This is a genomic window from Mangrovitalea sediminis, from assembly GCF_002514725.1.
In the GTDB taxonomy this organism is placed as follows: Bacteria; Pseudomonadota; Gammaproteobacteria; order Pseudomonadales; family Oleiphilaceae; genus Mangrovitalea; species Mangrovitalea sediminis.
On sequence record NZ_NTLB01000001.1, the window covers coordinates 111671 to 137094 of the forward strand.

General features: G+C 59.5%; 28 protein-coding genes. 15 read left to right on the forward strand and 13 right to left on the reverse strand.

Annotated elements, in window-relative coordinates; all coding sequences use genetic code 11:
- Positions 1-101 precede the first annotated feature (101 nt).
- The gene (locus CLR77_RS00540; protein WP_097458645.1) at positions 102-284 is read right to left on the reverse strand and encodes a hypothetical protein; all 183 of its coding nucleotides are present in this window, start codon (positions 282-284) and stop codon (positions 102-104) included.
- A 237-nt stretch (positions 285-521) separates the two neighbouring features.
- Here CLR77_RS00540 and CLR77_RS00545 point away from each other — a divergent pair, with 237 nt between their 5' ends.
- The 5 genes from CLR77_RS00545 to CLR77_RS00565 all read left to right on the forward strand — a co-directional run bounded on the left by CLR77_RS00545 (position 522) and on the right by CLR77_RS00565 (position 4605).
- Entirely contained in the window at positions 522-1355 is an 834-nt protein-coding gene (locus CLR77_RS00545) for a CvfB family protein (protein WP_097458646.1), read from the forward strand.
- A 60-nt stretch (positions 1356-1415) separates the two neighbouring features.
- Complete coding sequence (locus tag CLR77_RS00550; protein WP_097458647.1) at positions 1416-2555, forward strand: succinylglutamate desuccinylase/aspartoacylase family protein; 1140 nt, start codon at positions 1416-1418, stop codon at positions 2553-2555.
- Positions 2556-2773: 218 nt separating this feature from the next.
- Positions 2774-3514, forward strand: coding sequence for a FadR/GntR family transcriptional regulator (locus CLR77_RS00555; RefSeq protein WP_158227085.1), 741 nt, complete (start codon positions 2774-2776; stop codon positions 3512-3514).
- Positions 3507-3896 carry a CidA/LrgA family protein gene (locus CLR77_RS00560; protein WP_097458649.1) on the forward strand — a complete coding sequence of 130 codons (390 nt, stop codon included), beginning with the start codon at positions 3507-3509 and terminating at the stop codon, positions 3894-3896. Before CLR77_RS00555 ends, CLR77_RS00560 begins: the two co-directional genes overlap by 8 nt.
- Complete coding sequence (locus CLR77_RS00565) at positions 3880-4605, forward strand: LrgB family protein (RefSeq protein WP_097458650.1); 726 nt, start codon at positions 3880-3882, stop codon at positions 4603-4605. Before CLR77_RS00560 ends, CLR77_RS00565 begins: the two co-directional genes overlap by 17 nt.
- A 16-nt stretch (positions 4606-4621) precedes the next feature.
- On the opposite strand, the gene CLR77_RS00570 is transcribed toward CLR77_RS00565, so the two are convergent.
- Positions 4622-5053 carry an Rrf2 family transcriptional regulator gene (locus tag CLR77_RS00570; RefSeq protein WP_097458651.1) on the reverse strand — a complete coding sequence of 144 codons (432 nt, stop codon included), beginning with the start codon at positions 5051-5053 and terminating at the stop codon, positions 4622-4624.
- A 97-nt stretch (positions 5054-5150) separates the two neighbouring features.
- Between CLR77_RS00570 and hmpA the strand changes: the two genes are divergently transcribed.
- The 3 genes from hmpA (at position 5151) to CLR77_RS00585 (ending at position 7629) form a co-directional block, all read left to right on the forward strand.
- Positions 5151-6395: an NO-inducible flavohemoprotein gene (gene hmpA, locus CLR77_RS00575; protein WP_097458652.1), complete on the forward strand. Its 1245-nt coding sequence runs from the start codon at positions 5151-5153 to the stop codon at positions 6393-6395.
- Between the two features lie 208 nt (positions 6396-6603).
- On the forward strand, positions 6604-7293 hold the full coding sequence (locus tag CLR77_RS00580; RefSeq protein ID WP_097458653.1) for an AzlC family ABC transporter permease: 690 nt from the start codon (positions 6604-6606) through the stop codon (positions 7291-7293).
- A 9-nt stretch (positions 7294-7302) separates the two neighbouring features.
- Positions 7303-7629 (forward strand): AzlD domain-containing protein, encoded by a 327-nt coding sequence (locus CLR77_RS00585; protein WP_097458654.1) that lies wholly within the window; start codon positions 7303-7305, stop codon positions 7627-7629.
- A gap of 14 nt (positions 7630-7643) precedes the next feature.
- Here the strand turns inward: CLR77_RS00585 and CLR77_RS00590 are convergent, their stop codons facing one another.
- The 3 genes from CLR77_RS00590 to CLR77_RS00600 all read right to left on the reverse strand — a co-directional run bounded on the left by CLR77_RS00590 (position 7644) and on the right by CLR77_RS00600 (position 10752).
- A complete protein-coding gene (locus tag CLR77_RS00590) occupies positions 7644-8096 on the reverse strand; it encodes a YchJ family protein (RefSeq protein ID WP_097458655.1) in 453 nt (150 codons plus the stop codon).
- 54 nt (positions 8097-8150) lie between these two features.
- Positions 8151-9611 (reverse strand): NAD-dependent succinate-semialdehyde dehydrogenase, encoded by a 1461-nt coding sequence (locus tag CLR77_RS00595; RefSeq protein WP_097458656.1) that lies wholly within the window; start codon positions 9609-9611, stop codon positions 8151-8153.
- Between the two features lie 175 nt (positions 9612-9786).
- Positions 9787-10752: an AraC family transcriptional regulator gene (locus CLR77_RS00600; RefSeq protein ID WP_097458657.1), complete on the reverse strand. Its 966-nt coding sequence runs from the start codon at positions 10750-10752 to the stop codon at positions 9787-9789.
- A gap of 190 nt (positions 10753-10942) precedes the next feature.
- On the opposite strand from CLR77_RS00600, the gene CLR77_RS00605 reads away from it, so the two are divergent.
- The 3 genes from CLR77_RS00605 to CLR77_RS00615 are packed head-to-tail and all read left to right on the forward strand — an operon-like array spanning position 10943 to position 13631.
- Complete coding sequence (locus tag CLR77_RS00605; protein WP_097458658.1) at positions 10943-11710, forward strand: iron-containing redox enzyme family protein; 768 nt, start codon at positions 10943-10945, stop codon at positions 11708-11710.
- Entirely contained in the window at positions 11707-12879 is a 1173-nt protein-coding gene (locus CLR77_RS00610) for an MFS transporter (protein WP_097458659.1), read from the forward strand. The genes CLR77_RS00605 and CLR77_RS00610 overlap by 4 nt, the downstream gene beginning before the upstream one ends.
- Before the next feature lie 53 nt (positions 12880-12932).
- Positions 12933-13631 carry a transglycosylase SLT domain-containing protein gene (locus CLR77_RS00615; protein WP_227519757.1) on the forward strand — a complete coding sequence of 233 codons (699 nt, stop codon included), beginning with the start codon at positions 12933-12935 and terminating at the stop codon, positions 13629-13631.
- On the opposite strand, the gene CLR77_RS00620 is transcribed toward CLR77_RS00615, so the two are convergent.
- Genes CLR77_RS00620 through CLR77_RS00630 form a run of 3 tightly spaced genes read right to left on the reverse strand, consistent with a single transcriptional unit; the run spans position 13628 to position 15533 of the window.
- Positions 13628-14026, reverse strand: a complete 399-nt coding sequence (locus tag CLR77_RS00620) for a DoxX family protein (protein WP_097458660.1) — start codon at positions 14024-14026, stop codon at positions 13628-13630. The genes CLR77_RS00615 and CLR77_RS00620 overlap by 4 nt on opposite strands.
- Before the next feature lie 14 nt (positions 14027-14040).
- A complete protein-coding gene (locus tag CLR77_RS00625; protein WP_097458661.1) occupies positions 14041-14724 on the reverse strand; it encodes an alpha/beta hydrolase in 684 nt (227 codons plus the stop codon).
- 17 nt (positions 14725-14741) lie between these two features.
- Entirely contained in the window at positions 14742-15533 is a 792-nt protein-coding gene (locus CLR77_RS00630; protein ID WP_097458662.1) for a DODA-type extradiol aromatic ring-opening family dioxygenase, read from the reverse strand.
- A gap of 136 nt (positions 15534-15669) precedes the next feature.
- Between CLR77_RS00630 and CLR77_RS00635 the strand changes: the two genes are divergently transcribed.
- Positions 15670-16569, forward strand: coding sequence for a LysR family transcriptional regulator (locus tag CLR77_RS00635; protein ID WP_097458663.1), 900 nt, complete (start codon positions 15670-15672; stop codon positions 16567-16569).
- Here CLR77_RS00635 and CLR77_RS00640 read toward each other — a convergent pair.
- From CLR77_RS00640 to CLR77_RS00655, 4 genes are all read right to left on the reverse strand, one after another.
- Positions 16566-17693 (reverse strand): HD-GYP domain-containing protein, encoded by a 1128-nt coding sequence (locus CLR77_RS00640; protein ID WP_097458664.1) that lies wholly within the window; start codon positions 17691-17693, stop codon positions 16566-16568. The genes CLR77_RS00635 and CLR77_RS00640 overlap by 4 nt on opposite strands.
- Before the next feature lie 147 nt (positions 17694-17840).
- Positions 17841-19052 (reverse strand): nicotinate phosphoribosyltransferase, encoded by a 1212-nt coding sequence (pncB, locus tag CLR77_RS00645; protein ID WP_097458665.1) that lies wholly within the window; start codon positions 19050-19052, stop codon positions 17841-17843.
- 147 nt (positions 19053-19199) lie between these two features.
- Complete coding sequence (locus tag CLR77_RS00650; protein WP_198962627.1) at positions 19200-20609, reverse strand: sensor domain-containing protein; 1410 nt, start codon at positions 20607-20609, stop codon at positions 19200-19202.
- Between the two features lie 255 nt (positions 20610-20864).
- Complete coding sequence (locus CLR77_RS00655; RefSeq protein WP_198962628.1) at positions 20865-21494, reverse strand: DUF2202 domain-containing protein; 630 nt, start codon at positions 21492-21494, stop codon at positions 20865-20867.
- 238 nt (positions 21495-21732) lie between these two features.
- Here CLR77_RS00655 and CLR77_RS00660 point away from each other — a divergent pair, with 238 nt between their 5' ends.
- Entirely contained in the window at positions 21733-22359 is a 627-nt protein-coding gene (locus tag CLR77_RS00660; protein ID WP_097458666.1) for a hypothetical protein, read from the forward strand.
- Between the two features lie 54 nt (positions 22360-22413).
- Here the strand turns inward: CLR77_RS00660 and CLR77_RS00665 are convergent, their stop codons facing one another.
- The gene (locus tag CLR77_RS00665; protein WP_097458667.1) at positions 22414-23181 is read right to left on the reverse strand and encodes an SDR family NAD(P)-dependent oxidoreductase; all 768 of its coding nucleotides are present in this window, start codon (positions 23179-23181) and stop codon (positions 22414-22416) included.
- Positions 23182-23299: 118 nt separating this feature from the next.
- Here CLR77_RS00665 and CLR77_RS00670 point away from each other — a divergent pair, with 118 nt between their 5' ends.
- Positions 23300-24190: a LysR family transcriptional regulator gene (locus CLR77_RS00670; protein WP_097458668.1), complete on the forward strand. Its 891-nt coding sequence runs from the start codon at positions 23300-23302 to the stop codon at positions 24188-24190.
- Positions 24191-24428: 238 nt separating this feature from the next.
- Positions 24429-25403, forward strand: coding sequence for an ABC transporter substrate-binding protein (locus CLR77_RS00675; RefSeq protein WP_097458669.1), 975 nt, complete (start codon positions 24429-24431; stop codon positions 25401-25403).
- The last annotated feature ends 21 nt before the right edge of the window (positions 25404-25424 follow it).

Below are 25424 nucleotides of genomic sequence, written 5' to 3' on the forward strand. Positions count from 1 at the left end.
AGGATGCGCTTCGGATGTCCCCAAGTGTCCGGCTCCAGCAATCAAACGAGCGGAGCAGGCGGAAACCTCTGGGAAAGCCATTTACCGGACCCGTCGAGCCATCACGGCGCCTCAGGGAGTGCCTTGACGGCTGTCAGCTTATTGATCAATGCCTGCACGATGAGCAGGTCGGCCAGCGCGTCTTCCATGGTTTCGTCTTCTTCACGCGCCAGGATCTGCTCCTGATTACGCAGGGCGATCAGAAGGTAGTTCAGTTCCTTGTCGGAGACTTCGATCGTCTTCAAGCACACCTCCAACCACCTATGGCACCCAGTAAGGGGTGCGGTTTCCGGGATTAGCCCGACCATAGCAAAACAAGGCTATCCACTGCCTAGCCCAGATCAAGAAACAATCATTCCCGCAGCCATCCGGCGACACACCCAATGCTGTCGCTCCGATGTGCGAGGCCACCAAATCCGGTAAACTGGCGAATCGGCATCGCCTGACGCGAGCTTACCGCCCAACACACCTGGATTCGTCACATGGTCGTTATCGGACGCTTCAACCGCCTCAAAGTCATCCGCCAGCAGGAGGAAGGCGCGCGCCTCGACGGCGGACCGCTGGGACAATTGCTACTGCCCCGTCGTTATATGCCGGAGACGCTACAGAATGGCGACTTCCTCGATGTCTTCCTGTATCTCGACTCGGAAGACCGTCCCATCGCCACCACAGAGAGGCCGCTGGCCCAGGTTGGCGAATGTGCCTGGCTCAAGGTGGTCTCGGTGACGCCGGTCGGCGCCTTTCTGGACTGGGGTCTACCGAAAGACCTGATGGTACCCTTTGCCGAGCAACGGCGCCCCATGCAGGAAGGCCGGCATTACCTGGTCTACCTGTTCGAGGACAACACCGGTCGCATTGCCGCCTCGAGCAAGCTCAACCGTTTCATCGCCGATACGGCGCCGAGCGGTAGCTACAAGCCCGGCCAGGCGGTGTCGCTGACCATCGGCGAACGCACGGACCTTGGCGTCAAGGCTATCATCGAACACCAGACCTGGGGCCTGCTCTATCATGACGACATCTTTCGCCCGGTTCGTCAGGGCCAACGACTAACCGGTTACATCAAGCGCCTGCGTCCCGACGGCAAGGTGGAACTGAGCCTGCAACAGCCCGGCTACGCCAAGGTCGACAGCCTGACCGACAAGATCCTGCGCGAACTCCAGGCCAATGGCGGCTACCTGCCGTTAAGCGACAAGAGTCCGCCGGAAGCGATCAAGGCGCGCTTTCATGTCAGCAAGAACACGTTCAAGCAGGCCATCGGCGGCCTGTACAAGCAGCAACGGATTCGTATTGAGAAGGACGGCATCCATCTGGTGTAATCCAGACAGCCCCAAGGGTGAGCCCAGGGGCATCAACTTCCGCATGTCCAAAGGTGACAGATGGCCATTATCGAAAAAGAAGTCTCGTTACCCAGCCAATCGCCCGGCGCCAGTCACCGGCTGCTCAGTTACACCTTCAGCGGCCGGCCCGGCAGTCACGCTCGGTCGGTGTACATTCAGGCTGGCCTGCACGCCGATGAACATCCCGGCCTACTGGTGATCCAGCACCTGCTGACCCGGCTGCAGGCCCTGGATGACGCCGACGGGATTCTCGGCCGCATTGTGGTGCGTCCCTTCGCCAACCCGGTCGGCATGGGGCAGCGGGTGTTCGGGCATCTGGCCGGACGCTTCAACCTGGATAACGGAGAGAACTACAACCGTTTCTTTCCAGACATTACCGACGCGCTCAAGGACAATCTGGCGGAGGAACCGGTAGCCCATAACGACGTAGCCGAGGTGAAGCGGCGCTTCGCCCGGCTGATGGCCCCCCTCACCAGCCCGGATACCGTCGGTGCCGGCAAGCATCAACTGCTGAGTGACGCCTTCGAGCATGACCTGGTGCTGGACCTGCACTGCGATTCCGATGCGGCATTGCACCTTTACAGCACCACCAATCAGGCAGAGCGCTCCCTCCGGCTGTCCCGCTGCCTGGGTATCGAGGCCATCTTCCTGGAAGACGATTCCAGCAACGCGCCCTTCGACGAGGCCTACTCCAACGCATGGCGAGTGGTGCAAAACGCCGGCGTGGTCGATGCGGACAAGGTGGGATTTTCCTGTACGGTCGAATTACGCGGCCAAGCCGATATCAATGACGAACTGGCCACGGCGGACGCCGAGGGGATTCTGCGATTCCTCGCCGAGGAAGGTGTGATCGAAGGCGACCTGGGCGCCGCCACGCACCAGGCCGGCGAACCGCAGATTTACCCCCTGACCGGGGTTGCGCCGATCAAGGCGACGACATCCGGCATTGTCATCTATAAGAAGGCGCTGGGTGAGGCTGTTCGCAAAGGAGAAGTCGTTGCGGAAGTGGCACCGCTGGATCAGGGCATCAACCCGCCACGCGAACGGATTCTCAGCCCGGTCGATGGCGTCATGGTAGTCCGCCACCTGATCAAACTGGTGCGTCCCGGTCAGCGACTGGCACTCCTCGCCGGCAAGGAGCCCTTACCGGACCGCAAAGGTAACCTGCTCGGCGACTAAGCGCCCCAAAGCGCCGCCTGCTGGCCGGAAGCCGTCGGCTTTCCGGCCAGCCTCCTCCTGAGGCCCCCGAGCCACCCGTCCTATCCGCAGAAGCGATTATCCCCTTGGGATGACATCTCAATCGATTGCCGATAAACTTGTCAGACAACTGACATCCTATGAAAAATCACTTGCAGGGTTTCCTGGCACGATTCCCTCTTTATCCCAAGGAGCCCACCGTGAGTCCACCAGCGGCGGAAGGCACTCTCAACCTGGGCAGTGTCAACCAGCGGGGCCACCTCGCCGATCAGGTCGCCCGCCAGCTGGCAGCATTGATCCAGGACGGTACCCTGACGCCTGGCGACAAGCTGCCGACCGAGGCCAGACTGGTCGAAGACCTCAAAGTCAGTCGCAGCGTAGTCCGCGAGGCGATAGCCCGCCTGCAGTCCGAGGGGTTTGTCGAATCCCATCAGGGCAAGGGAGTGTTTGTCGTCGACTGGTCTTCGCGACGCCCCTTCCGCCTCGATGGCGAACAGATCAGCGCGCCGGACGACCTGGCCGCACTGATCGAGCTGCGGGTCGAGCTCGAGTCCGGCGCCGCGGCATTGGCGGCTTCACGCCGCGACGACAAGGAGTGCGCCTATCTGCGCGACTGCGTCGAGCGTATGGCGAAGGCCGGTGATGCTGCCTCCATGTCGGAAGCCGACCTGGACTTTCACATCGGCATCGCCAAGGCCACGCACAACGCCTACTACCAGGATCTCAGTCGCTATCTGAACCGCCATATCCGGGTTGCCATCGCGCAGTGCTATCGACCGCCAACGCACTATAGCGGCACTCGCCAGGTTCTCCTGGACGAGCACCGCGCCATTCTCACCGCGATCGAAAGGGGCGATGCCGATACAGCACGCTCCGCCATGCGAATGCATCTGTCCCGTGTGATGGAACGCCTGTCACTCTCGGAGTCCGCCCATGCTTAAGGCCTTTCTCTACCTGCTGATGTTCCAACTGGCCGGCACCTTGATCAATACGCTGACCGGTATCCCGGTTCCCGGCACCGTGCTGGGTTTCATGCTGCTGTTCTTTTGCCTGCTGCTACGGCCACATTGGCTCGGCGGATTGCTGCCCGTCACCCGTCCCCTGCTGGAAAACATGATCCTGCTGTTTGTGCCTGTCGCCGTGGGCATCATGCAGCAGTGGCCCTTGCTGCTGAAGGAGGGCTGGACCCTGACCGGTGTGCTGGTGGTCAGTCAGGTCATTGGCTTTATCGCCACTGCCATGACCATCACGTTCCTCATGTCTGCGCAGAAACGCCTGCGTCGCTCGCGTCAACCGGGAGGCTCCCATGACTCAGGCGCTTAACCTGATCCAGCCGCTACTTCATTCCGATCTGCCCTGGCTGGTCGCAACCCTGGCAACCTATCTAGTGTCGGTCCGGATCTTCAAGGCGTCGGGACGCAAGGCGCTGCTGAATCCGCTGCTGCTGAGCATGGTGATCCTGATCGCGCTGCTGGAACTCACGCATACGCCCTACACGACTTATCGCCAAGGGGCGGAACTGATCAATTTTCTATTGGGACCGGCGACCGTCGCACTGGCCGTCCCGCTGTTCGAATACCGGCACCTGTTGCTGAAGATGTGGATGCCGCTGGCCGGTGGACTGATTGTCGGCTCGCTCGTGACCATCGGCAGCGTGGTCGCCCTGGGACATCTGGCCGACCTGCCCCTACCCGTGATCCTGTCGCTGGCGCCGAAGGCCGTGACCACTCCGATGGCCCTGGGGATCGCACAGTCTGCCGGCGGCGATGTACCGCTGGTGGTGGTTTTCACCATGTCGACGGGTATCTGCGGAGCCGTATTTGGACTGATGCTTTTGCGCGCGCTGCGCGTGCGGGATCATGCGATTTGCGGTTTCACCATGGGGCTCGGTGCTTCCGGCGTGGCGGCAGCCCGCTGTTTTGAGGAAAGCGAGGAAATGGGCGCCTTCGCCGGCCTGGCGGTGGGCTTGAACGGCGTATTCACGGCTCTCGCTGTGCCACTACTGATCCACTGGCATATCTGGGGCCTGTAGAAGTCTACCGAGGGATTCAGCGCCGGACGAGCAGACCTCGCAGCTCGTCCCGGTTCGTCACCAGGTCCGCCAGAACATACCGATCCAGCACCGCCAGAAAAGACTGAAGCGCGTCACCCAATATCCCCTTCAAGCGGCAGGCGGGTTCGATCGGACAGGTCGAATCAGGCCCAAAGCATTCCAGGATCTTCAGGTTTTCCGTCTGCCGGACAACCTCTCCCAAGCGGATACTGTCCGGCGCCATAGCCAACTCCAAGCCACCGCCCCGGCCACGCTGGCTGTGAACATAACCCAACTGCCCCAGCGTCTGCGCCACCTTCGCCACATGGTGTGCAGAGATCCCATAGCGTGCCGCCACATCCTGCACCGTCGCGGGCTCATCCTCTCGCTTTGACGCCAGATGGATCAACAGACGTAACGCATAGTCGGTATGCGTAGTGAGTTGCATGGGACTTGACCTCCTTTAATTTGGTAAATAATATGCTCATTTAAATAGGCATGTAAAATACCCATTTAAATCGCCACCCATCTCAAGGAGAAAGACCGTGCTATCACCAGAAACCACTGCTGTCATCAAGCAGACCATTCCCGTTCTGCAGGCTCACGGTGAAACCCTGACACGCCACTTCTATCAACGAATGTTCTCGCACAATCCGGAAGTCCAATCCTTCTTTAACCCGGCCCATCAGCGCTCCGGCAGCCAACAGCGGGCCCTGGCCGGCGCGATTTGCGCCTATGCCCAACATATCGAGAACCCGTCAACGCTGGCCGGCGCCGTCGAGCTGATCGCCCAGAAACATGTTTCCCTCGGCATTCGTCCCGAGCAATACCCGATTGTGGGCGAAAACCTGTTGGCCTCCATCAAGGAAGTCCTGGGGGATGCCGCTACACCAGCGATCATCGATGCCTGGGCACAAGCCTATGGCGTCCTCGCAGATATTTTTATCCAGCGGGAAGGGGAAATTTTCGAAGAACAGGAGAAAACCTACGGCTGGCAAGGCTTCAAGGACTTCATGGTCGAACGCCGCGAAGCGAGTAGCGGCAATATCCAGTCCTTCTACCTGAAGCCATCGGATGGCCTGCCGCTAACCGCCCACAAGCCCGGCCAGTACATCACCGTGCGGGTAACGCTGCCAGACGGTGCCGTTGCGATGCGGAATTACAGCCTCTCCAATGCGCCCGGCGCCCCCTACTACCGGATCAGCGTGAAACGGGAAACAGCCCTGGCCGCCAACACACCCGATGGCGTCATTTCCAACTATCTGCATGATCATCTCCAGGCAGGCGACAGCCTGGAACTGGGACCGCCCTGTGGCGAATTCACACTGCAAATGCCGGAAGACCCGAGCAAGCCACTGGTGTTCATCGCCGGCGGCGTTGGTGTTACGCCGCTGATATCGATGCTCCATGCGGCCCTGGAACAATCCTCTGCCGAAAGACCGGTCGTCTTTATACAGGGGGCGCTGAACGGCACCGTACACGCTTTCGCCGACGAAGTGACCAGCCTGAAAACACGCCACCCCAACCTGCGGACCCATGTGCGTTACAGTGACGCCACCGAGGCAGACCGTAGCTCACCTCGGCATGACAGCGAGGGGCTGATCGACGCGGCCCTGCTCGAAGAGCTACTGGGTGACGCAGAGGCTGCCTATTACTTCTGCGGACCGAAAGCCATGCTTCAACATCTCTATCCGCTGCTGAAGCGACGCGGCGTTGCGGATGAGGACCTGCATTTCGAATTCTTTGGCCCCGCGGAAGCCCTGGAGGCCTGCCCGGTCGCCAGCCACTAATCGATAGCTCTCACACTAATTGCCACCTACCCTCCATGCCCCGGATACGATACTCTGGGGCATGGTGTCGGCCCATCCTTATCTTTCCTGCACCATCCGCACCCTGGGTATCCTGAACGGACACACCCGAACCGTCTTTTGATCTTGCCCATGAAATGGTATCGGGGCGAAGCTGGCAATTGCAGCAGCGCCGCACTCAGGAAACCCGATGATGACCCAAAACAACAACTGGTTAATGTCCGATTATTTTGCCGGCATCAAGGCAGGCACCCCCATCTGGCTAAGCATGTTTGCCTTCGGCATCGTCGCCGGCATCCTCGGCGTCAAGCTGGGCCTGTCGCCGCTGGACAGTGCCAGCATGTCGTTGATCATGTACACCGGCAGCGGACAGGTGGCCACCCTCCAGCTGTTTCATGAGGCCTCGCCACCGCTGATCATTCTGGTAACGGTGCTGGTCGTCAACCTGCGCTTCGTCATGTACAGCGCATCTCTGGCACCCCACTTTGAACCGTTAAACAAACGGCAAAAGCTGATCGCAGGCTACCTGCTCAGCGACCAGGCCTTTATCGTCAGTCTGCTCCGCTATCAACGGGGAGAGGTCGGATCCAAGTACCGTTTCTATCTGGGAGCTGCCCTGTCCCTGTGGGCAATCTGGCAACTGGGCACGCTGGTCGGCGCCTTTACCGGCGCGCAGATACCGGCAAGCTGGGGCATGGAACTGGCGGCCCCCCTGACCTTTCTGGCACTGATGTTTTCCGCTCTGCGGGATAAACCCGGTGTCGCCGCGGCCGCCGTCAGTGGCGTTGTCGCCGTTTCAGCCGCCGCGCTGCCATGGCATCTGAACATGCTGCTGGGGGCACTGGCTGGTGTCGTTACCGGTATGGTGCTGTCGCGCTAGGAGATCCTTATGGAACCGAAAGATTTCTGGTTCACCATTGTCGGTGCCGGCCTGATCACTCTGGTGCTGCGGTTGTCGTTTATCGCACTCAGCGACGTTCTGAAGCTCCCTCCCCTGGCACAGCGGGCACTGCATTTTGTCCCTCCCGCCATTCTGTCAGCCCTGGTCTGGCCCACCGTGGTCATCCGCCATGGCCAACTGGACCTGTCCGTTCATAATTTCTATCTCATCGCGACGCTGATCGCGGCGATCGTTGCCTGGCGAACGCGTAATATCTTTCTCACGCTATTGGTGGGGATGGCCGCCTTCTGGCTATTGCAGTACTGGTGGGGTTAAGAGAATAAGGGCGCTCAGGCGCCGCAACACTTCTTGAATTTACGGCCACTGCCACAGGGACAGGTATCGTTGCGCCCCGGCGTCAGGGCCGACACCCGTGCGTCACCGTCCCGGTAATACCAGCGCCCCGCTTCGCGGACAAAACGGGAATTTTCTTCCAGCACCGCGAAGCCCCTGCCGTCACGGCTGGTCGCCTTGAAGTGGACCCAGCCGACATCCCCTTCAGAGCCGGCATCCAACACCTCGAGACCAACCCAGCGCTCTCCGCTGTCGAGCGTGAGATCAGCCGGTCGAGTCTCGGGATGCCAGGTCAGCGAAAGGTAGTCGACATGGCTCAGGACAAAGGCGCTGTAGCGCGAACGCATCAGCGCCTCCGGCGTCGGGGCCGCAGCCCCTCCATGGTAGGGGCCACAGCATTCCCCGTAAGAGCGCCCAGCCTGGCAGGGGCAGGTGTCGTTGTCTGTCATCGCGTATCCCGTTCCTGATTCAAGCCAGGCCGACGCAGGCCGTCAACCCTCGACTCAGCCGGCACCCATACAGAGGTATTTGACCTCCATATACTCTTCCATGCCGTACTTGGAGCCTTCCCGGCCAAGGCCCGATTCCTTGACGCCACCGAAGGGCGCTGCAGCATTGGAGATCAAGCCCTCGTTGATACCGATGATCCCGGCCTCGAGCGCTTCTCCAACCCGCCAGCAGCGGTGGATATTCTGGCTGTAGAAATAGGCAGCCAGCCCGAACGGCGTATCGTTGGCCAGGGCGATGGCGTCTTCCTCGGTCTGGAAGCGGGTTACACCGGCGAGCGGACCGAAAGTCTCCTCATGGCAGAGCACCATATCCGGAGTCACCCCAGTGAGCAGGGTCGGTTGCACGAAGCTTCCGCCCAGCTCATGGGCCTCTCCGCCAGCCACCACCGTCGCCCCCTTGTCCAGCGCATCGCGGATATGTTCGTAGACTTTCTCCGCCGCTTCCGGGTTGATCAGGGCCGACTGGGTAATGCCCTCTTCCAGGCCATTGCCGACTTTCAGCTTGCTGATTGCGGCAGACAGTTTTTCGACGAAGGCATCGTGAACACCGTCCTGCACCAGGATGCGGTTGGCGCAGACACAGGTCTGCCCGGTGTTGCGGAATTTCGACGCCATGGCGCCTTCCACGGCCTTGTCCAGATCCGCATCGTCAAAGACGATAAAGGGCGCGTTCCCGCCCAGTTCCAGCGAAACCTTCTGGATGTGCTTCGCGCACTGGGCCATCAGTTTGCTGCCCACTTCGGTCGATCCGGTGAAGCTCAACTTGCGTACGACCGGACTGGAAGTCAGCGCCTCGGAAATGGCGCTGGCCGACCCGGTGATCACATTCAGTACCCCCGCAGGAATACCGGCACGCTCACCCAGTTCCGCCAGGGCCAGGGCCGAATAAGGCGTGGCTGACGCGGGTTTCACCACCATGGGGCAGCCCGCCGCCAGCGCCGCACCGGCCTTGCGCGTGATCATGGCCGCCGGAAAGTTCCAGGGTGTAATGGCGGCGGTAACGCCGATGGGCTGTTTGATCACCACGATGTGCTGACCCGGTCGCGCACCGGGAATGGTGTCGCCATAAGCCCGCGGGGCCTCCTCTGCAAACCAGCGGATAAATGACGCCGCATAGGCGATCTCCCCTTTCGACTCCGCCAGGGGTTTACCCTGTTCCAGCGTCATCAGGCGGGCCAGGTCATCCTGATTCGCCATCATCAATTCGTACCAGCGATAGAGAATCGTGCCCCGCTCGGCCGCCGTTTTATCCCGCCACGCTGGAAAGGCCCGGGCTGCGGCTTCGATAGCCCTGTTGGTTTCCGCCTGCCCGAATCGCGGCACCGTTCCGAGCACCTCACCGTTGGCCGGATTGTCGACCGAAAGGGTCGCGCCGCCGTCAGCATCCACCCAGGCGCCGCCGATATAGCATTGCTGACGGAAAAGTTTGCTGTCGCGCAGTCCAGGATTAGCCATGGTGCCTCCTCGCGTTGATGTGAAACTTAAAGAAAATGACAGGCCCAGGAATCGGCAGGCTTCAAATAAGGCTCCCATGACGGGAGTTGGCCCAGCGGATTCCTCGACATCACAGTGGCACGATACACCCTAGCCACCCGCCAACACCACCTGACACCCGGAGAAGGGCAACAGGTCAGAGATCGATAGCGGACCGACGCAACGCGCTGGGCGTCACGTCATATCGCTTGCGAAATACCCGGGAGAAATGCCCGGCCTCGGTAAAGCCACATTGGTAGGCGATGGACGACACGCTTTGTGTCCGGTAGGCCGGATTCCGCAGCAGCGCATGGGCTGCCTCGAGCCGGCGCTCCTGCACAAAACGCGAAAAGCGCAGGGTCCGCAGCGAAAACAGGCGATGTACATAGCGTTCGGTCACACCAACGGCGCTTGCACAGGCCGCGGGGGAGAGCTGATCGGCATCGAAGAGGTGCTCGTCGATATAGCGCATGATCTGCTGCCAGCGCGATACATTGGGCGATGGCAACTCCGGCTTCGACTGGCTGTGATAACACCCCGCCAGCAGCCAGGGCAGCGCAAAGGCCGTGTAGAGATCCTCCAGACGCTGCCCGTGATAGACGGCCATATCCTGGAGCAACCGGCTGGTGGCATCTGCGAGGATTTTGGCGTCACCGACAATTCGCGGCGCCGGCACCGCGTCGAAGCCGCGTCCGCCGGGCGACAGGTTCAAGGTCGTCGCCGGCAGACGAATGACAAACAACCGCGTCGGCTCCTCGAAAACCACACGGGACGGCTCGTGCAGATTCCGGAAGGAAATATCGCCCGGGCGAAACGGCAGAACCTTACCTCGCTGCTCGATATAACCACCCCCTTCCATGACCACATGCACCATGAGGGAGGAGCGCTCATCACGGGACAGTCCGTCGAGGTGGGCGGCGGCGTGTTCGACCGTCTGCGGCGCCACCGTCAGTTGGGCGACGAGCAGGCGGTTCAGGTGAACCCTTCGCTCTATCCGGCCCGCCGGATTGTCACGCACCAGCACCTGCCCCGGCAGGAAGGTTTCAGTCAGCTGTCGCTCCCACAGCCACGGCGCTTCCGCCGTAACAGGGTTTGTTGACTCGATGTCGGCACCCCTATTCATCGCCCCTGCATCCCACACCCGGTTGATTGGAACACTCCAACGCCAAGAGAACTTCCGAACAAGTTCACTGACATCCCAAAGAAGGGTACAGCCAGGAACCAGGCCCGGGCCGTCACCTTGTCTAGGATAGAGACCTTCAGAATAGCAACGCCTGCGCCCTTTTCTCACTGAGCATCTGAAGGATTCTCACATGTCCGTCAACCTGAAGGCAAAAAGCACCATCACCTCACTGGACGAGCACACCCGGCGGAAGACCGAAGTCCAGCGGATACTGGAGTTCCGTACCAGCCTGGTCCTCGACCATCCCCTCCATCGCATCATTGGCGACGATCCAGAGCGCCTCCTGCGGATGTTCGAACTCTACGCTCACTTCGTCTACGGCTTTGCCGCCTATGTCTGCAACCTGTTTCTGGCCTTGAAGGACGAAGCCATAAAGGAAGTGATCTACGAGAATCTGTCTGAAGAAATGGGTTTCGGTATGCAGGGTTCGGCATCCTGGAAAAACCATCATGGCGAACTCTATCACCAGTTCATTCAAAGTCTGCGCAAGACCCATATTTACCGGGAGCTTCGCATTCAGGAGCAATACCCCCGCCTGGAAGGACGCTCCAAGGTCATCGCCAACCACTTCTACACCGCACACAACGACATCGTGGCCGAAGGCAACGATCTGCAGAGCCTCGCCGCCTTTTCGACCATCGAGTGCTGGGTCGTGGATCAGTATGGATTCTGGAAACGGTCGCTGGAAAACCTTGGCAGCGAGCAGTCACTGATCGATACACGAACCATCGACATGCACTGCGTTTGCGATGAGGAACACAGCGCGACCCTGGACAAACTGATCTATCAGAAATCGGCCTATGGGGAGGATGTCCTGTTTCACATCAAGAAAGGGGTCGTCCGGGGCATGCTGGCGTCCGAGCAGATTTTTTCCGATATCGCCCGGGAGCTGGTGTGAGTCAGACCCAGAATCCTGACAGCGCAGTACAGGGGCGGCGATGGCTGCCCTTTGTCTTACTGACCCCATTCCAGTTCATCTTTGGCCTGATCTACTCCTGGGGCGCCATCGCCCCAGCCATCCACCGGCAAAGCGGCTGGTCGGAGCCGACGCTGGATCTGTGCTTTTCACTGACCCCACTGGCCCTGATGCCTGCCGTGGTATTTGCAGGGCATGCCTTACACAGGATTCCCCCCAAAACCCTGTTGGCCATTGCACTGAGCCTGTTTACCCTGGGCGGATTGCTGGGTATCACGCCCGGCAGCGCCCTGCCCTTTATGGCCGGTTACAGTATCCTGGCCCTGGGACTCGGAGCCGGCCTCTCCACCGCGGCCTGTATCGCCATCGTCTCTCGCCTCTATCCCGGACAACGGGGATCGCTGGGGGGAGCCCTGCTGGCGCTTTACGGGATGTCATCCACACTGAGCGCACCTGTTTTTCAGGTTCTCGATCACCGCCAGGGCTGGCAGGCAGCCCTGGCCGCACTGGTTTGCGGCTATGCGGCCGTGGGCTGGCTGGCCTGGTTCGGTCTGCCGGCCACCACCAGCTCGGCACATCCACCAAAGACACCACGCCCCTCCCTTCGCAGAATGATCGGCCATCCTCCCCTGCTCGCGACCCTTGCCATCGTGATGGCAGCCGCGCCACTGGGATCTGCCTCCTTCGCGACGATTGGGCAACTGTCCCCCAAACTCGGCTTCAATACGGGGTTTGCCGTTATGGCGGTCTCTCTGATGGCGTTCGGGAACGGGTTGGGTCGTTTTGGGTTCGGGGTCCTGGCGGACCTGCGTTCAGCCCGCTTCAGTCGCAATGCCGTATTGACGCTCAACCTGACGGCGGCCGGACTCTTGCTGCTGGCGCTGGAAGGCATAGCTCCGCACCTTTTCGTGATCTATCCGCTACTGATAGGGCTCACCTTCGGCGGCATGGCCGGCAAGCTGCCATCGCTGGCGGCCGCCGTCGCCAGCGATGGACATACCGAAGCCGCCTTCGGACTGCTGTTCGGCACCTTTGCCCTGGCCAGCTTTCTGGGCCCCCTGATCACTGCCTCGCTGGGCGTGCACACAGGCCTGACGGTCCTGACAGCCTGCGCCATGCTGGCGGTAGCCCTGGCCGTTATCACCCGCTAATCGTGGTATCCCGCATGGCGTAATACCACGGGGTCGGTTAACGTGCCGAGGCTATGCGCCTATCGACACTCATCGCGACTATAACGACCACGACGCAGGCAGCCTTGGCGTTCACATGGCGCCATCGTCTGCCTCTCGCGGTGGTCACGATCCTCGCCTACCTGTTGGGCGACATTTACGTGCGCACACCCGCCCCACCCCGGGATCAGGAAAACCTGTGCAGCGTGTTTGCGGAACAACCGGACTGGTATGACGAGGCCGCACAATCCCTGAAGCGCTGGGGAACACCGATTGCGACCCAGATGGCGTTCGTGCAGCAGGAATCCGCTTTCCAGCGCTTCGTGAAGCCGCCACGCCGCCGGTTATGGGGCCTCATTCCCTGGCAGCGCCCATCCACAGCCTATGGTTATGCACAGGCCCAGGATCCCGCCTGGCGTGACTATCGACAGGCGATGGAGCGACCCCTGGCACAACGCTCGAATATGCAGGACGCCCTGGACTTTATCGGTTGGTACAACCTGCAGAGTCACAGACAACTGGGCATCCCACTCAACAATCCTGAGCATCTCTATCTGGCCTATCACGAGGGCCGCAGCGGCTTTCTCCATCGCAGCTACCGCCACAAGCCGGACGTTCTTCAACTGGCTCATCGCGTGGCCACCCGTTCCAGGCGTTATGCAAAACAACTGGCCGGCTGCGAGAAAGCCCTGCGCTGCCGGCACTTCTATCAGTTCTGGCCCTTCTGCCGTTAGGCGCGAGACTTCTTCAGCGCCATGGCACCGTCACCGATCAAGGCAAGCACCAAGGCCGCGACAGTGAGGAAAATGGGATATTCCCAGCCGCCGTGGGGATTCGTGAAGAACCAGCCGTTGCCGAAGTGAACCGTGGACGCGACGAAAAGTTCAATCGCCGATGCAATCGCCACCCAACGCGTAAACACGCCCAGAACCAACAGGACGCCGGCAATAATCTCAAAGGCAATGACCGGGTAGGCCAGCCAGGACGCAAAGCCGACAGAGGCAAAGAAGGCCGCCGTGCCCGCCGGCGTGAAAACGAAAATCTTCAGGCATCCATGCGCCAGAAACATGATGCCGAGTGCCAGGCGCAGCAGTAAGGCGGCATAAGGTGCAGTGCGTGTATCGACCATAACAAAATCCCCGTTCAGATCAGTGTGGCTTCAAGCCATCGGTTGAAATCGGCAGCGACCTCAGCGGTCAACTCGTGACCGATCGGGTACAGCCGGGTTTGGTGATGAATGCCGAGCGCCGTCAACCAGCGATCGGATCTGTCCGCCCAATCCACGGGCAGTTTGTTGTCAAAGCGGCCATGGGAGACAAAGACCCGGAGACCGGCGAGCGCGTTCCGTGGGGCCAGTCGCGGCTCGATTTCCGGCAGGATACGACCGCTCAGGATGGCAAAGCCCGCAACCGCCATCGGTGCGCTCAAGCCGACGCTGGCGCTGAGGATGCCGCCCTGGCTGAACCCGGCCACCACCGTGGGAAGCGGTTTGTCGGCATTGAGGGCGCCAATCAGCCGGACCATCTGTTGGCGGCTGGTTTCAGCCTGGTCTGCGTCGATCTGTGGAGCGCCCGTCTGGAAACTGACCTGGAACCAGCCGAATTGATGTGGCCCCAACACCAGAGGCGCACGAACCAACACCACCTGAATCCGGGCATTTACGGTGCCAGCCAACGCCGCCATACTGGCCTCATTGCTACCGACACCATGCAGCAACAGCAACCTCGCCACTGGCGTCTCGCCAGCCGTCCTCTCGACAATGCGGTAATGCAGGCCCGATAACGGCTCTTCCAGAAGCGTCAGGCCAGCTTCGTTGCGGTCGTTCATAACCATGGTCTCCCGAATCAGGCGGCTTCGCCGAGCACGTAGGCATCCATGGAGATGACGCCATAGGTGATGCCCCCATCGATCACCGCCGTCGCCGCACGGTCACCGGCAGCACCTAAAGCCACCAGCAGGGGCAGGAAGTGTTCTTCGGTCGGATGCGCCCACTCCGCATGGGGCGCCAGCTTCCGGTATTCGATCAAACGCCCCATATCGCCATCGGCAACGGCCTCCCGCACCCATTGGGCAAAGGCCACCGCATAGGGCGCATAGCCTGTGGCCCGTTGCCGAAACTCGTGGAGGTTGTGCGTCAGGCAGCCGGATCCTACGATCAGGACCCCACTATCACGCAGTGGCGACAGTGCCTGCCCCAGCGAAACCGCACGGCGGGTATCCAAAGACCGCGGCATCGACACCTGGAAAACCGGAATATTGGCAGCAGGGTAAAGATGCCGTAACGGCACCCAGGCACCATGATCAAAACCCCGCTTATCGTCGGTCTCTGCCTCGAAACCCGCCTCCCTCAGCAAGGCTGCTGCCTGTGCAGCCAGTACCGGAGCGCCCGGAGCCGGGTACTGCAATGCATAGAGCGCTTGCGGGAAGCCACCAAAGTCGTGGATGGTCTCGGGCATCGGGGTCGTCATGACCCGGACATCACTGCCAGTCACCCAATGGGGCGACACCACCAGCACAGCCTGAACCCCCCACAGCTGTTGCCCCAGAGCCTTGAGCTGGGGACCGACCAGCCCAGGCTCCAGTGCAAAGGTGGGAGCACCATGAGACACGAACAATACGGGGAGAGGAGCTGCCATAGAATTTCTCCAACTGAAGATCCGCGCCCTTGAGAAAGACCCTTCCGGCGCTTAACGAAGGACACTTTATTGATTCAATACCCCCAGATAAACGGCTATCATCGCGATTAATAGTTCCGATTTTCGAGACAATTAAATGGACCGAACACTGGAAATGAGCGTCTTCACGGCAGTCGTCGAGGCCGGCAGCTTTGTTGGCGCGGTCGACAGCCTGAAAATGTCGAAGGCCGCGGTGTCACGTCATATCAATGCGTTGGAACAACGCCTGGGTGTCCGCCTGTTGCAACGCACGACCCGGCGACTGTCCGTCACGGAAGCCGGTCGCCAGTTCTATCAACGGGCCAAGGAAGTCCTGGCCGCGCTGGAAGAGGCGGAGTCGGAAGTAAGCCTGCGCACGCGGGAGCCGAGCGGTCTCATACGGATCAATGTGCCCCTGACATTTGGCGTCCTGCACCTGGCGCCCCTTTGGGGCGCCTTCCTCGACACCCACCCCAAGGTGGATCTGGACATCAGCCTCAATGACCGGGTCGTCGACCTCGTCAATGAAGGCTACGACCTGGCGATCCGCATCGGAATCCTGCCCAGCTCGGCACTGGTCAGTCGAAAGCTGGCCTCGACCCGCTCAGTCCTGTGCGCCTCTCCCACCTACCTCGCGCGGCATGGCACACCAGAACATCCCCGTGACCTGGCCCACCACCAGCTCATTGCCTATACCAACTGGTCGGCCCGGGATGAATGGCCCTTCGAAGGCCCCGATGGCAAGGTTCAGGTTCGCGTCAAACCGCGCGTCTTATCCAACAACGGCGACACCAGTCGCGCCATTGCCCTGCGACACGGCGGCATTCTTCTGGAGCCAAGTTTTCTCGTGGATGACGATATACGCAGAGGGGATCTGGTCGAGCTGATGCCGGAGTACCGGTCGATCGAAATGGGCATCTACGCGGTCTATCCGACACGCAAACAGATGCCCCTCAAGGTCCGGCGGCTGGTGGATTATCTGGTCGAGGCCTTTCGGGAGGTCTCCTGGACGGGTTAGCCGTACCCCCACATCGACGCCAGATTCAGCGGCGGCAGGATATCCGGCATCAGGATCTGTTCGATCCGGTACTCTTCCTGCTGGGTATCTCTTGAAAAAGAGCCCAGATAGGGATTGCCCTTGGGGCTGACGATGGCCTGCACCATCGGCATATTTTCGCGGTGCCCCCGGTGGGTTACCACCGCCACCTCGCGATTGGCCAGCTTTACCAGAGTGCCCGGCGGATATAGCGTCAGCGCCTTGAAAAAAGCATGGTAGATTTCCGGCTGCGGCGCCGCTTTGACAACCGCCAGGATCTCCGCCATGGCCTGGTCTGCCCGGAAACGGTTGCGATAGGCACGCTTGGTGATCATGGCGGTGTAACGCTCTGAAAGGGACAGCAGCTTCGCTTCCGGCAGGATATCGGCCCCCGAAAGTCCGCGGGGGTAGCCGCTTCCGTCGAAGCGTTCGTGGTGCTGGCGAATGATAAGCAGGCACTGCTCGTGTTCGATACCGGCCTTGGCCAGAGCGTCCGCGCTGAGCTCCGGATGCTTCTCCACCACGGCCCGCTGCTGGGCATTCAACGTCGACCTGGACTGGTTCAGTTTATCCTGATGCGGTAACAGCGCCAGGTTGGCCGTCAGCGCCGCCATCAACAGGCGGTGGGATCGCTCCGGATCGAAACCAAGTCGCTGAGCCGCTATCCGGCAAAGAATCGCATAGAACAATGTCTGCTCGTATGCCGTCGGCTCGATCGAATAGATGTGCACCAGGGCCAAAGCGGCATCCGGATCGCTATCGCAGATGGCATCGATATGGCGGGCAAGCCATTCCAGCTTGCGCGCTGCACTTTCGCGCTGTGACGCGATGGCACCCAGGGTGTCCTCGAGGCCCTGCAGCAAACCGGCATATTCCACGAAAGGGCTGAAACGGCGAGGGTCTGGGTCGTCCTGTGCGTCCTCCGGATCGAGAGCGCGGACCTGCTGATAGAAGAGTCCCCGCTGATACAACATTTCCAGCTGCGATTCGTTCTGGATCACATACCCCTGAACGAGTAGAAGGTTCCCCTTCTTGTCATAGACCTTCCATGGCAAGGGTTTCCCCACCGTAAGCACGCCTGGGGCCAGCCTGACCAGGTTGGGCACTGATGTCTCCTTATTATGGACGCTGCTCTTCGAGTCGGCAGGCAGCCGCATTCGGGCAATAACAACCAAACCCAGGGAATAAGTTAAGCATAGACCAGGGGTGGCCGTGGCTGGACATCGTCACAGATAGCAAAATTTAACACTCATCTATCCGTGATTTCGGGCCTTTTCGAAGACATTCCTGAGATAAGTGATGAACCCTTCATCCCGCGACATGGTCTTACCGGGCGCGTCGGATATCTTCGCCACGGGCTGCCCGTTGCAGGACACCATCTTGATAACCATGTTCATGGGCTCGACACCCGGCACATCGCAGGTCAGGCTGGTGCCAATCCCAAAGCTGGTATTGATTCGCCCCTCAAGTGCCATTTTGATCTCCATGGCTTTTTCCAGAGTCAGCGCATCGCTGAAGATCAGGGTTTTTGTCATGGGATTGATACCCAGCTTCTCGTAATGGCGAATACACTTCTCGGCAAAGCGCATCGGGTCGCCGCTGTCATGACGTAACCCATCGAACAGCTTGGCGAAATAGAGGTCGAAGTCGTTGAGGAAGGCGTCCAGGTTGATGGTGTCCGTCACCGCGATGCCGAGATAACCGCGATATTCCTGAACCCAGGCTTCCAAGGCGGCCCGCTGACTGTCAACCAAACGGCTTCCCAGTTGCTGGTGCGCCATGATCCATTCGTGCGCCATGGTCCCCAGCGGGCGAATCCCGTGCCGGCGGGCGATGTCCACATTGCTGGTGCCGACAAAATTCCCCGGAAATTCCGCCGTCAGAATACGGATGATGGCTTCCTGTACCGGCTGAGATAGCCGCCGACGGGTGCCGAAATCCGCAAGATTAAAGCCGGCCAGTTGCTGCGGCGTATAGCGACGACGCAGGTTCTCCAACTTATCCCGCAGCCGGTCTTCGGCTTGCGCGATTTTTACGTCCGGATACAGCACCCGGTTGCGCACTTCGCTGATCATGGCCAAAACCACGATCTCGAAAAGGATGCTGTGCGACCAGGGCCCGTCGATCACAATGCAGAGTTCGCTGCCATCCATGCCCACGTCGACATATTCCGGACGGAAACGGAACAGTTCCAGGAAACGAATAAAGTCCGGCGACATATAGGGAAACCGGCTCAGATAGGCCGACTCCTCCCGGCTCAGCTGCAGGGTGGCCAGGTGATCGATTTGCTCGCGGATATCGGAGAGATAAGGCTTCAGGTCTTCCGCGCTGCGACTGCGAAACTCCCAAGTGACCCTGGCATTCGGGTACCGGTGATGGACCCCCTGCATCATGGTGAGCTTGTACCAGTCTGTATCGAGCAGGGAATGGATAAGCGGGCCGTCAGTACGGTAGGTCTGGGTCATGTGGCCTCGTATAGGTCCTTGTTCACATTGGGGTATTATCGTCACGCGCTTCAGCGGCAAGACGTCTGAAACATCGATGTTCGGCGAATGCCGGAAAGGTGCGGGTCTTCATGCGGGCACACATCGGCCCTTGTTATAACATGGAAGTTACGACGGCGTATGCTCCCCCTGGACGGTCGCGTCAAACCGATTTCCACCCTGCTTCTTGGCCCGGTACATGGATTCGTCCGCCATGCGGATCAGTTGCCGGTAATCGTCCCCATGCTCCGGATAGCCGGCGATGCCAATACTTGGCGCAATAGAAAGACGCAGACCGCCAACATCATAGGATTCCAGCAACACCGAGCGAACCTTTTCAGCCACAATCAGCGCGTCATCAGGGTAGCCGACACCACTCAGCAGGATCAGGAACTCGTCACCGCCGATACGTCCCACGGTATCCGACTCCCGGACACAGGACGTCAGTCGACGAGCCACCTCCTGCAGCAACACATCACCCGTCGCATGACCATAAGTATCGTTGACCTGTTTGAAGCGGTCCAAGTCGAGATAGAGCAGTGACAGCAGGCTTTTGTCACGGCGAGCCAGGGCCAGGGCATTCTCCAGCCGATCATGGAATAACGCCCGATTGGGCAGGCCGGTGAGCGGGTCATGCAACGCCGCATGCTGCAGCCGGTGCTCCATGCGTTTGCGTTCGAGCGCCGCAGCCACCTGAGTAGAGACGTACTGCAACAGCTCGACATCCCGCTCGCGATAGACATCTGCCATGTAACTCTGCACGGCCAGCACCCCAATAGTCCCGCTTGGCGAGACAAGCGGCACCCCCAGCCACTCCAGGGCCCCCTTGGCGATATCCGGGCGATCAGGCTCGTTCAAGGTGGAGCGGCTCAACGGATTCAACAACAGGGCCTGACCGGTACGAATGATCTCAGCACTCAGCGCACCGGCATCCAAGGGCTGTGGGGCAGGCGCCTCATGGGAGGGATCGACAAAATAGGGGAAGCTCAGCTCATCACTGTCGCGGTCATAGAGCGCAACAAAAAAGTTGTTCGCAGGCAGCAGACTTGCGATGACTTCATGGGTGTGCTGAAACAGCTCATCCAGGTTCTGAGTAGAGAACGCTGCTTCTGAAATCGCATAGAGTGCGGCCTGCAGTGCCTCGGAGCGCTTCCGTTCCGTCACGTCGCGAGCAACCGCAATACGCAATTGATCCTTTTCGGACCACTGGGCCGACCACATCACATGGACCGGCTGACCGTCTTTACGGATATAGCAGTTTTCGAAATGAACCAGGGGCTGTCCAGCCAGGACACGATCAGCCGCCTCGAGCGTACGTTCGAGATGCTCAGGATGCACCATATCCTTGATGCAGCGCCCTACCATTTCCTCAGGGGGGTAGCCAAATATTCGCTCGCAAGCAGCACTTGCAAAGACGAAATAACCGTCTGCATCCACCAGACAAACCGCGTCCAGCAAAAGGTCCATGACATTGTCCAGGGACAGAAATTCTCTGGGTTGCTCCCCGGACCCCGGCCGGCCGGCAAAACTGCGGATCATGGACGCTCGCACCTTGAGTAAAGAAGAGAAGACAACTCAGCCCGACTGCAATACTTAAAGCTTACTCGTTCCAGTCTGAAATGCACGTTTTAACCATGTGGAATTATTAGGGAAAAGGATGACACATTGTAAAAAGTGAATACCGAAGGTAACGCAGAGAACGCGCTCACCGGCGAGCGCCACATGCACAAAAATACCGGGCCAATGGCCCGGTATTTTTTGGCGATCACGAATCCCTGTCCGGGGACAGGCGCCTCAGGAGGCTTCATCCAGGATGGCCTGCAACTCGGCATCCGTCAGATACTGGGGTTCGTAGGTCACTCCCAGGGATTCAACACTATCGACAAAGGCCCGGAGGTGATTCTTTGAACCGTCGCGAAGGTTGGTATAGACACGATCGATATCACGGCGATCGGACTCATCGATAGCGTTGGCCAAGTCGCGCATGTCGGTTTCTTCGATCAGGCCGCCGACGTTCAGGGCACTCAGCAGATCCTTGGCGCCAGCAGTTGTGAGCTCATAGTAAAGTGCCTGCAGATCCGGATTGACGAATTGGCCATGAACGTCGTTCGCTGCCGGGTCCTCAATGCCGTATTTCTCGAGAAGCGCGCCGATGGCATCGAAATGCGTCTGCTCGGCGGCCATGATATTGGAGAAAACCGTTTCCCCGTAGATACCATAAAGGGTCAGGTACACATCCCTGGCCAGCTTCTCTTCTTCGCGCATGAATTGCAGCGTTGCAATTTGATCATCCGTCAAAACCGATGCCGACGTGGAATCTGCGGTTGCGTTAACCGTTGGCCGAGCTTGGGAAACCGTGGCGGCCAAAGCCAGGAAAAGACCCAGCATCAAAGCGGAAATACGTTTGTAAGAAACCAACATCATATACCCCCAGGAGTATCTAAATGACCTTAATCAATATAGAGTCTGGAAATTCCCGTTCAAGACAAATACAGCGAAAATAGGGGAAATTACCACCCTGTTCCCTGCCATTTTGACGAAGGCAGTCAACAGGAAAATCTCCGCAACACCTTGAGTAAAAAGCGATCTTCCCTTCCTGACACCTGTAAACCCGGGCCACCGGCGGGTTATAGTGCAATCGGGTTTATCGGGAGCATTCGTGATGCACATCAGAACTTGGATAACGGGCGCAGCCCTCCTGGCCACGTTTTCCTTACCCGTTCGAGGGGAAACTGAAATCACCCCCTTCCTGGGCTACCGTTTTGCCAACAATGTCGCCCTCCGCAGCGACACCACGACGACCACCGACACCCTGAAATTCAGTGACAGCAGCAGCTTTGGCATTCTCGTCAACGGTGATATCGATCCTTACGGAAGGCAGTACCAGCTTTACTACAGCCACCAGGACACTCGCGCCAGCGTCGGACAGCCCGCCCTTTTTTCCGGCATCAGTCAGTTTGATGTCTCCATAGATCGCCTGCAGTTCGGCGGCTTGTACTTTCCCGGAGGCGTCTCCTCCCTGGGATTTATCGCCGGGACACTGGGCATCACGCGAATGTCCCCTGACGCCGCAGGTCTGGAGACGGACTACCAGCCATCGATCTCGCTGGGTGGAGGTGCCAAGTTGCCCCTGGGCCAACACCTGCTGCTGCGTTTCGACCTGCGCGGCATCTACACGGCACTCCATACCAACGCCGCCATTTTTTGTTCCGGCGGTTGCACGGCGCGGGTGGATAGCCATGGCTTCTTCCAAATGGAGACCGCCGTGGGCCTGGGCTTTCGGTTCTAAGGGCTCCGCTAGCTCCCGGTCGCCACGACAGCATCTCTCACTCACCGGAGTCGCTTACACAAACATGCCCCCGGACACTTCGATCCGCTGCGCGTTGACCCAGCGATTGTCCTCCGCCAGCAAAGACGCGACCGCCGGACCGATATCGTCCGGTAAGCCGACACGGCCGAGCGCCGTGACACCGGCGACAAAATCATTGACTTGCTTGTTGTCGCGGACCACACCACCGCCAAAGTCGGTCTCGATAGCGCCCGGCGCAACCGTATTAACGGCAATGCCACGCGATCCGAGCTCCTTGGCCAGATAGCGGGTCAGCACTTCGACAGCACCCTTCATCGACGCATAGGCCGCGTAACCCGGCAGGCTGAAGCGCGTGAGCCCGCTGGACAGGTTGACGATACGGCCGCCATCGGCCATCAACGGCAGCAGCGCCTGGGTCAGGAAGAAGACGCCTTTGACATGGATATTCATCAGCCGGTCAAACTGGGCTTCAGTCGTCTCCTCAAAGGAGGCGTTAATGCCGATACCGGCGTTATTGACCAGATAGTCGAATGACGTCCGTTGCCAGATATCGTTAAGGGCCCCTTTCATGTCGAGGGCAAAGGCGGGGAATGCGGCAGTATTTCCGGTATCCAACTGGAACATCACTGCCTTGCGTCCCAGCGCCTCGATAGCCGAGACGGTAGCCGCCGCTTCTTCCCGGTTACTGTGATAGGTGCCCACCACATCAACGCCCTTGCGAGCGAGGGCAATGGCCATATTCCGCCCAAGACCGCGGCTCGCGCCGGTGACCAGGGCAATCTTCGTACCGTTGTTCGCCATGAACTGTCTCCTTCATGCAGGGAATGGGTCCGGTCGCTCCGGACACAAACAGCATGACATTTCCGGGAATCCAGATAATCTTTCAATTCACGACAACACTATCCGGATATTGCGAAGAATGGACCGACTCGATGCCATGCGGGTGTTTGTGCGGGTTATGGAGCGGCGCAGCTTCAGCCGCGCCGCAGAAGACCTTGGGTTACCCGCCTCGACCGTGACCGAGGCCGTGAAGCAGCTGGAGGCCCACCTAAGGGTCCGGCTGCTCCACCGGACGACCCGACAGGTGCACGCCACTCCCGATGGCGAAATCTACTACCAGCGCTGTCTGACGATACTGGGCGACGTTGAGGAAGCGGAAAGCGCCGTCAGAGGCACCAAACCCCGCGGGCGCTTGAGGGTCGACGTCCACGGTTCCCAGGCGCGGGATTTCATCGTACCGGCACTACCCGGCTTTTTTGCCGACTATCCCGATATCACCTTGTTCCTGAGCGAAACCGACCGTTATGTGGACGTCGTCGGGGAAGGCGTCGACTGTGCGCTGCGCACCGGCACCCCCAAGGACAGCACCCTGGCATCCCGGCGCCTCGCCCTGTTGCGTGAAGTGACCGTGGCGTCCGCAGATTACGTGGAACGTTTTGGCACTCCGGAGCACTGGGAGGCACTGGACGGTCACCGGATGGTTGGCTTTCACTCCTCCGCGACCGGTAGTGTCCTGCCTCTGGAATTTATCGTCGACGGAGATCCCCGGAAAGTGACTCTACCCATATCGCTGGAGGTGAACGGTGGCGAGACTTACCGCCAGGCGGCGCTTTCCGGCTTCGGACTGATCCAGGTCCCCCGTTATTCGGTGGAGCAGGACCTCAAGGAAGGGACACTGGTCGAGTTATTGAGCGATACGCCACCCTCAGCGACCCCCATACACGCCCTCTTCCCGCAGCGGCGCCTGCTGAGCCCCAGGGTTCGCGTGTTTATCGACTGGGTAGCGAAGGTCTACGAAAAACGACAGTAACGCTCACTTGCCACAAAGATTCGACGCCTGGACGCGCCGATATCACCTTCCCACTTTGGTGCACCCGCCCGCGGTAACGCCAGCTTTCAGGGCACAGCGCCCTTTCGACGCGCAAAGCTTATCGATCACCACCCAAGCAACAGACTGATTCTTATGCACTTTGCAAAAATTGAACAGCGATGGCCTCGTTCATGCATCATAAATCGAGACCAAACGTCCCATTTTATGGAGAGGCATCATGCAACATCTGGCAAAAAGCCCCCTCAGTCGCTGGATATTGAGCGCGGCGTTACTGTTTTCATCCGTAGTGACCCACGCAGCCACAGACATCAACGTCGGTGTGCAACCAGCCACACAGCCGATCTACATAGCGCAGGCTGCCGGCTACCTGAAACCGATCGAGCAAAAGTACGATGTGAGGTTTAAATTCCACAGCTTTTCCTACGGCGCACCTGAGAATCAGGCCATGGCTGCGGGAGACCTGGATCTCGCGTCCGCCGGCATGGGGCCCGCCATCGTCGCCTCCGCCCGGCTTCCCGCGCAGTTGCTAGGCATTACCATCCTTGAGCAGACAGCCATTATCGTGCCCGCCGACTCAACGATCACCAGTGTGAAGGATTTGAAAGGAAAGAAAATCGCCTTTCCCGGAGAAGGGTCCCAGCAGTATCCACTGCTGTTGAAGGCGCTGGCTGACGCAGGCCTGACCGTCAACGACGTTCAGCTATTCAAGACCAAAGGCTCCAACGTGTCCCTGCTTGTGGATCAAAAGGACGTCGATGCCGGGATTACCTGGGACCCCCATGTCTCCAAGGCACTGGCGTCCGGCAAGGCCCGGGTCCTGCTGAAAGCCGAGTCGATCCTGCCGCTGAAGTCAGGACATTACATCGGCAACGGCTTTTATGGCCGCACCGCCTTTATCAAGGAAAACGGGCCACTGGTTCAGGACATCATGAGCGCGCTGGTCAAGGCCATCAAACTGATACAGACGGACCCGAACAAGGCGATTACCATGTGGAGTAACGAAATCGGCTTCCCGAAAGACGTTATTTCGTTTTCGCTGAAGCAAAAGATTTCGGTCTACGATCCGGACATCATCCCCGGTGCGGACACCATCACCGCCTATACGAAGTTCCTCAAGGATGCAGGAATACTGAAAGCCAGCGATACGCCAAAGATCGATGCCGCTTTCGCAAAGAAGGCCCTGGCAGATTAAGGACTGAAAGGCGTTGCGCCG

What these genes read in the sequence shown, in the direction of transcription:
- CLR77_RS00565 (WP_097458650.1), top strand. Translation starts at nt 3,880, where the DNA reads ATGACTCAGGCGCTTAACCTGATCCAGCCGCTACTTCATTCCGATCTG.
- CLR77_RS00570 (WP_097458651.1), bottom strand. Translation starts at nt 5,053, where the DNA reads ATGCAACTCACTACGCATACCGACTATGCGTTACGTCTGTTGATCCAT.
- CLR77_RS00620 (WP_097458660.1), bottom strand. Translation starts at nt 14,026, where the DNA reads ATGGTCGATACACGCACTGCACCTTATGCCGCCTTACTGCTGCGCCTG.
- CLR77_RS00660 (WP_097458666.1), top strand. Translation starts at nt 21,733, where the DNA reads ATGCACATCAGAACTTGGATAACGGGCGCAGCCCTCCTGGCCACGTTT.
- CLR77_RS00600 (WP_097458657.1), bottom strand. Translation starts at nt 10,752, where the DNA reads ATGAATAGGGGTGCCGACATCGAGTCAACAAACCCTGTTACGGCGGAA.
- CLR77_RS00635 (WP_097458663.1), top strand. Translation starts at nt 15,670, where the DNA reads ATGGACCGAACACTGGAAATGAGCGTCTTCACGGCAGTCGTCGAGGCC.
- CLR77_RS00595 (WP_097458656.1), bottom strand. Translation starts at nt 9,611, where the DNA reads ATGGCTAATCCTGGACTGCGCGACAGCAAACTTTTCCGTCAGCAATGC.
- CLR77_RS00560 (WP_097458649.1), top strand. Translation starts at nt 3,507, where the DNA reads ATGCTTAAGGCCTTTCTCTACCTGCTGATGTTCCAACTGGCCGGCACC.
- pncB (WP_097458665.1), bottom strand. Translation starts at nt 19,052, where the DNA reads ATGACCCAGACCTACCGTACTGACGGCCCGCTTATCCATTCCCTGCTC.
- CLR77_RS00580 (WP_097458653.1), top strand. Translation starts at nt 6,604, where the DNA reads ATGATGACCCAAAACAACAACTGGTTAATGTCCGATTATTTTGCCGGC.
- CLR77_RS00675 (WP_097458669.1), top strand. Translation starts at nt 24,429, where the DNA reads ATGCAACATCTGGCAAAAAGCCCCCTCAGTCGCTGGATATTGAGCGCG.
- CLR77_RS00630 (WP_097458662.1), bottom strand. Translation starts at nt 15,533, where the DNA reads ATGGCAGCTCCTCTCCCCGTATTGTTCGTGTCTCATGGTGCTCCCACC.
- CLR77_RS00655 (WP_198962628.1), bottom strand. Translation starts at nt 21,494, where the DNA reads ATGATGTTGGTTTCTTACAAACGTATTTCCGCTTTGATGCTGGGTCTT.
- CLR77_RS00670 (WP_097458668.1), top strand. Translation starts at nt 23,300, where the DNA reads ATGGACCGACTCGATGCCATGCGGGTGTTTGTGCGGGTTATGGAGCGG.
- CLR77_RS00590 (WP_097458655.1), bottom strand. Translation starts at nt 8,096, where the DNA reads ATGACAGACAACGACACCTGCCCCTGCCAGGCTGGGCGCTCTTACGGG.
- CLR77_RS00550 (WP_097458647.1), top strand. Translation starts at nt 1,416, where the DNA reads ATGGCCATTATCGAAAAAGAAGTCTCGTTACCCAGCCAATCGCCCGGC.
- CLR77_RS00605 (WP_097458658.1), top strand. Translation starts at nt 10,943, where the DNA reads ATGTCCGTCAACCTGAAGGCAAAAAGCACCATCACCTCACTGGACGAG.
- CLR77_RS00650 (WP_198962627.1), bottom strand. Translation starts at nt 20,609, where the DNA reads ATGATCCGCAGTTTTGCCGGCCGGCCGGGGTCCGGGGAGCAACCCAGA.
- CLR77_RS00585 (WP_097458654.1), top strand. Translation starts at nt 7,303, where the DNA reads ATGGAACCGAAAGATTTCTGGTTCACCATTGTCGGTGCCGGCCTGATC.
- CLR77_RS00625 (WP_097458661.1), bottom strand. Translation starts at nt 14,724, where the DNA reads ATGAACGACCGCAACGAAGCTGGCCTGACGCTTCTGGAAGAGCCGTTA.
- CLR77_RS00615 (WP_227519757.1), top strand. Translation starts at nt 12,933, where the DNA reads ATGCGCCTATCGACACTCATCGCGACTATAACGACCACGACGCAGGCA.
- CLR77_RS00665 (WP_097458667.1), bottom strand. Translation starts at nt 23,181, where the DNA reads ATGGCGAACAACGGTACGAAGATTGCCCTGGTCACCGGCGCGAGCCGC.
- CLR77_RS00545 (WP_097458646.1), top strand. Translation starts at nt 522, where the DNA reads ATGGTCGTTATCGGACGCTTCAACCGCCTCAAAGTCATCCGCCAGCAG.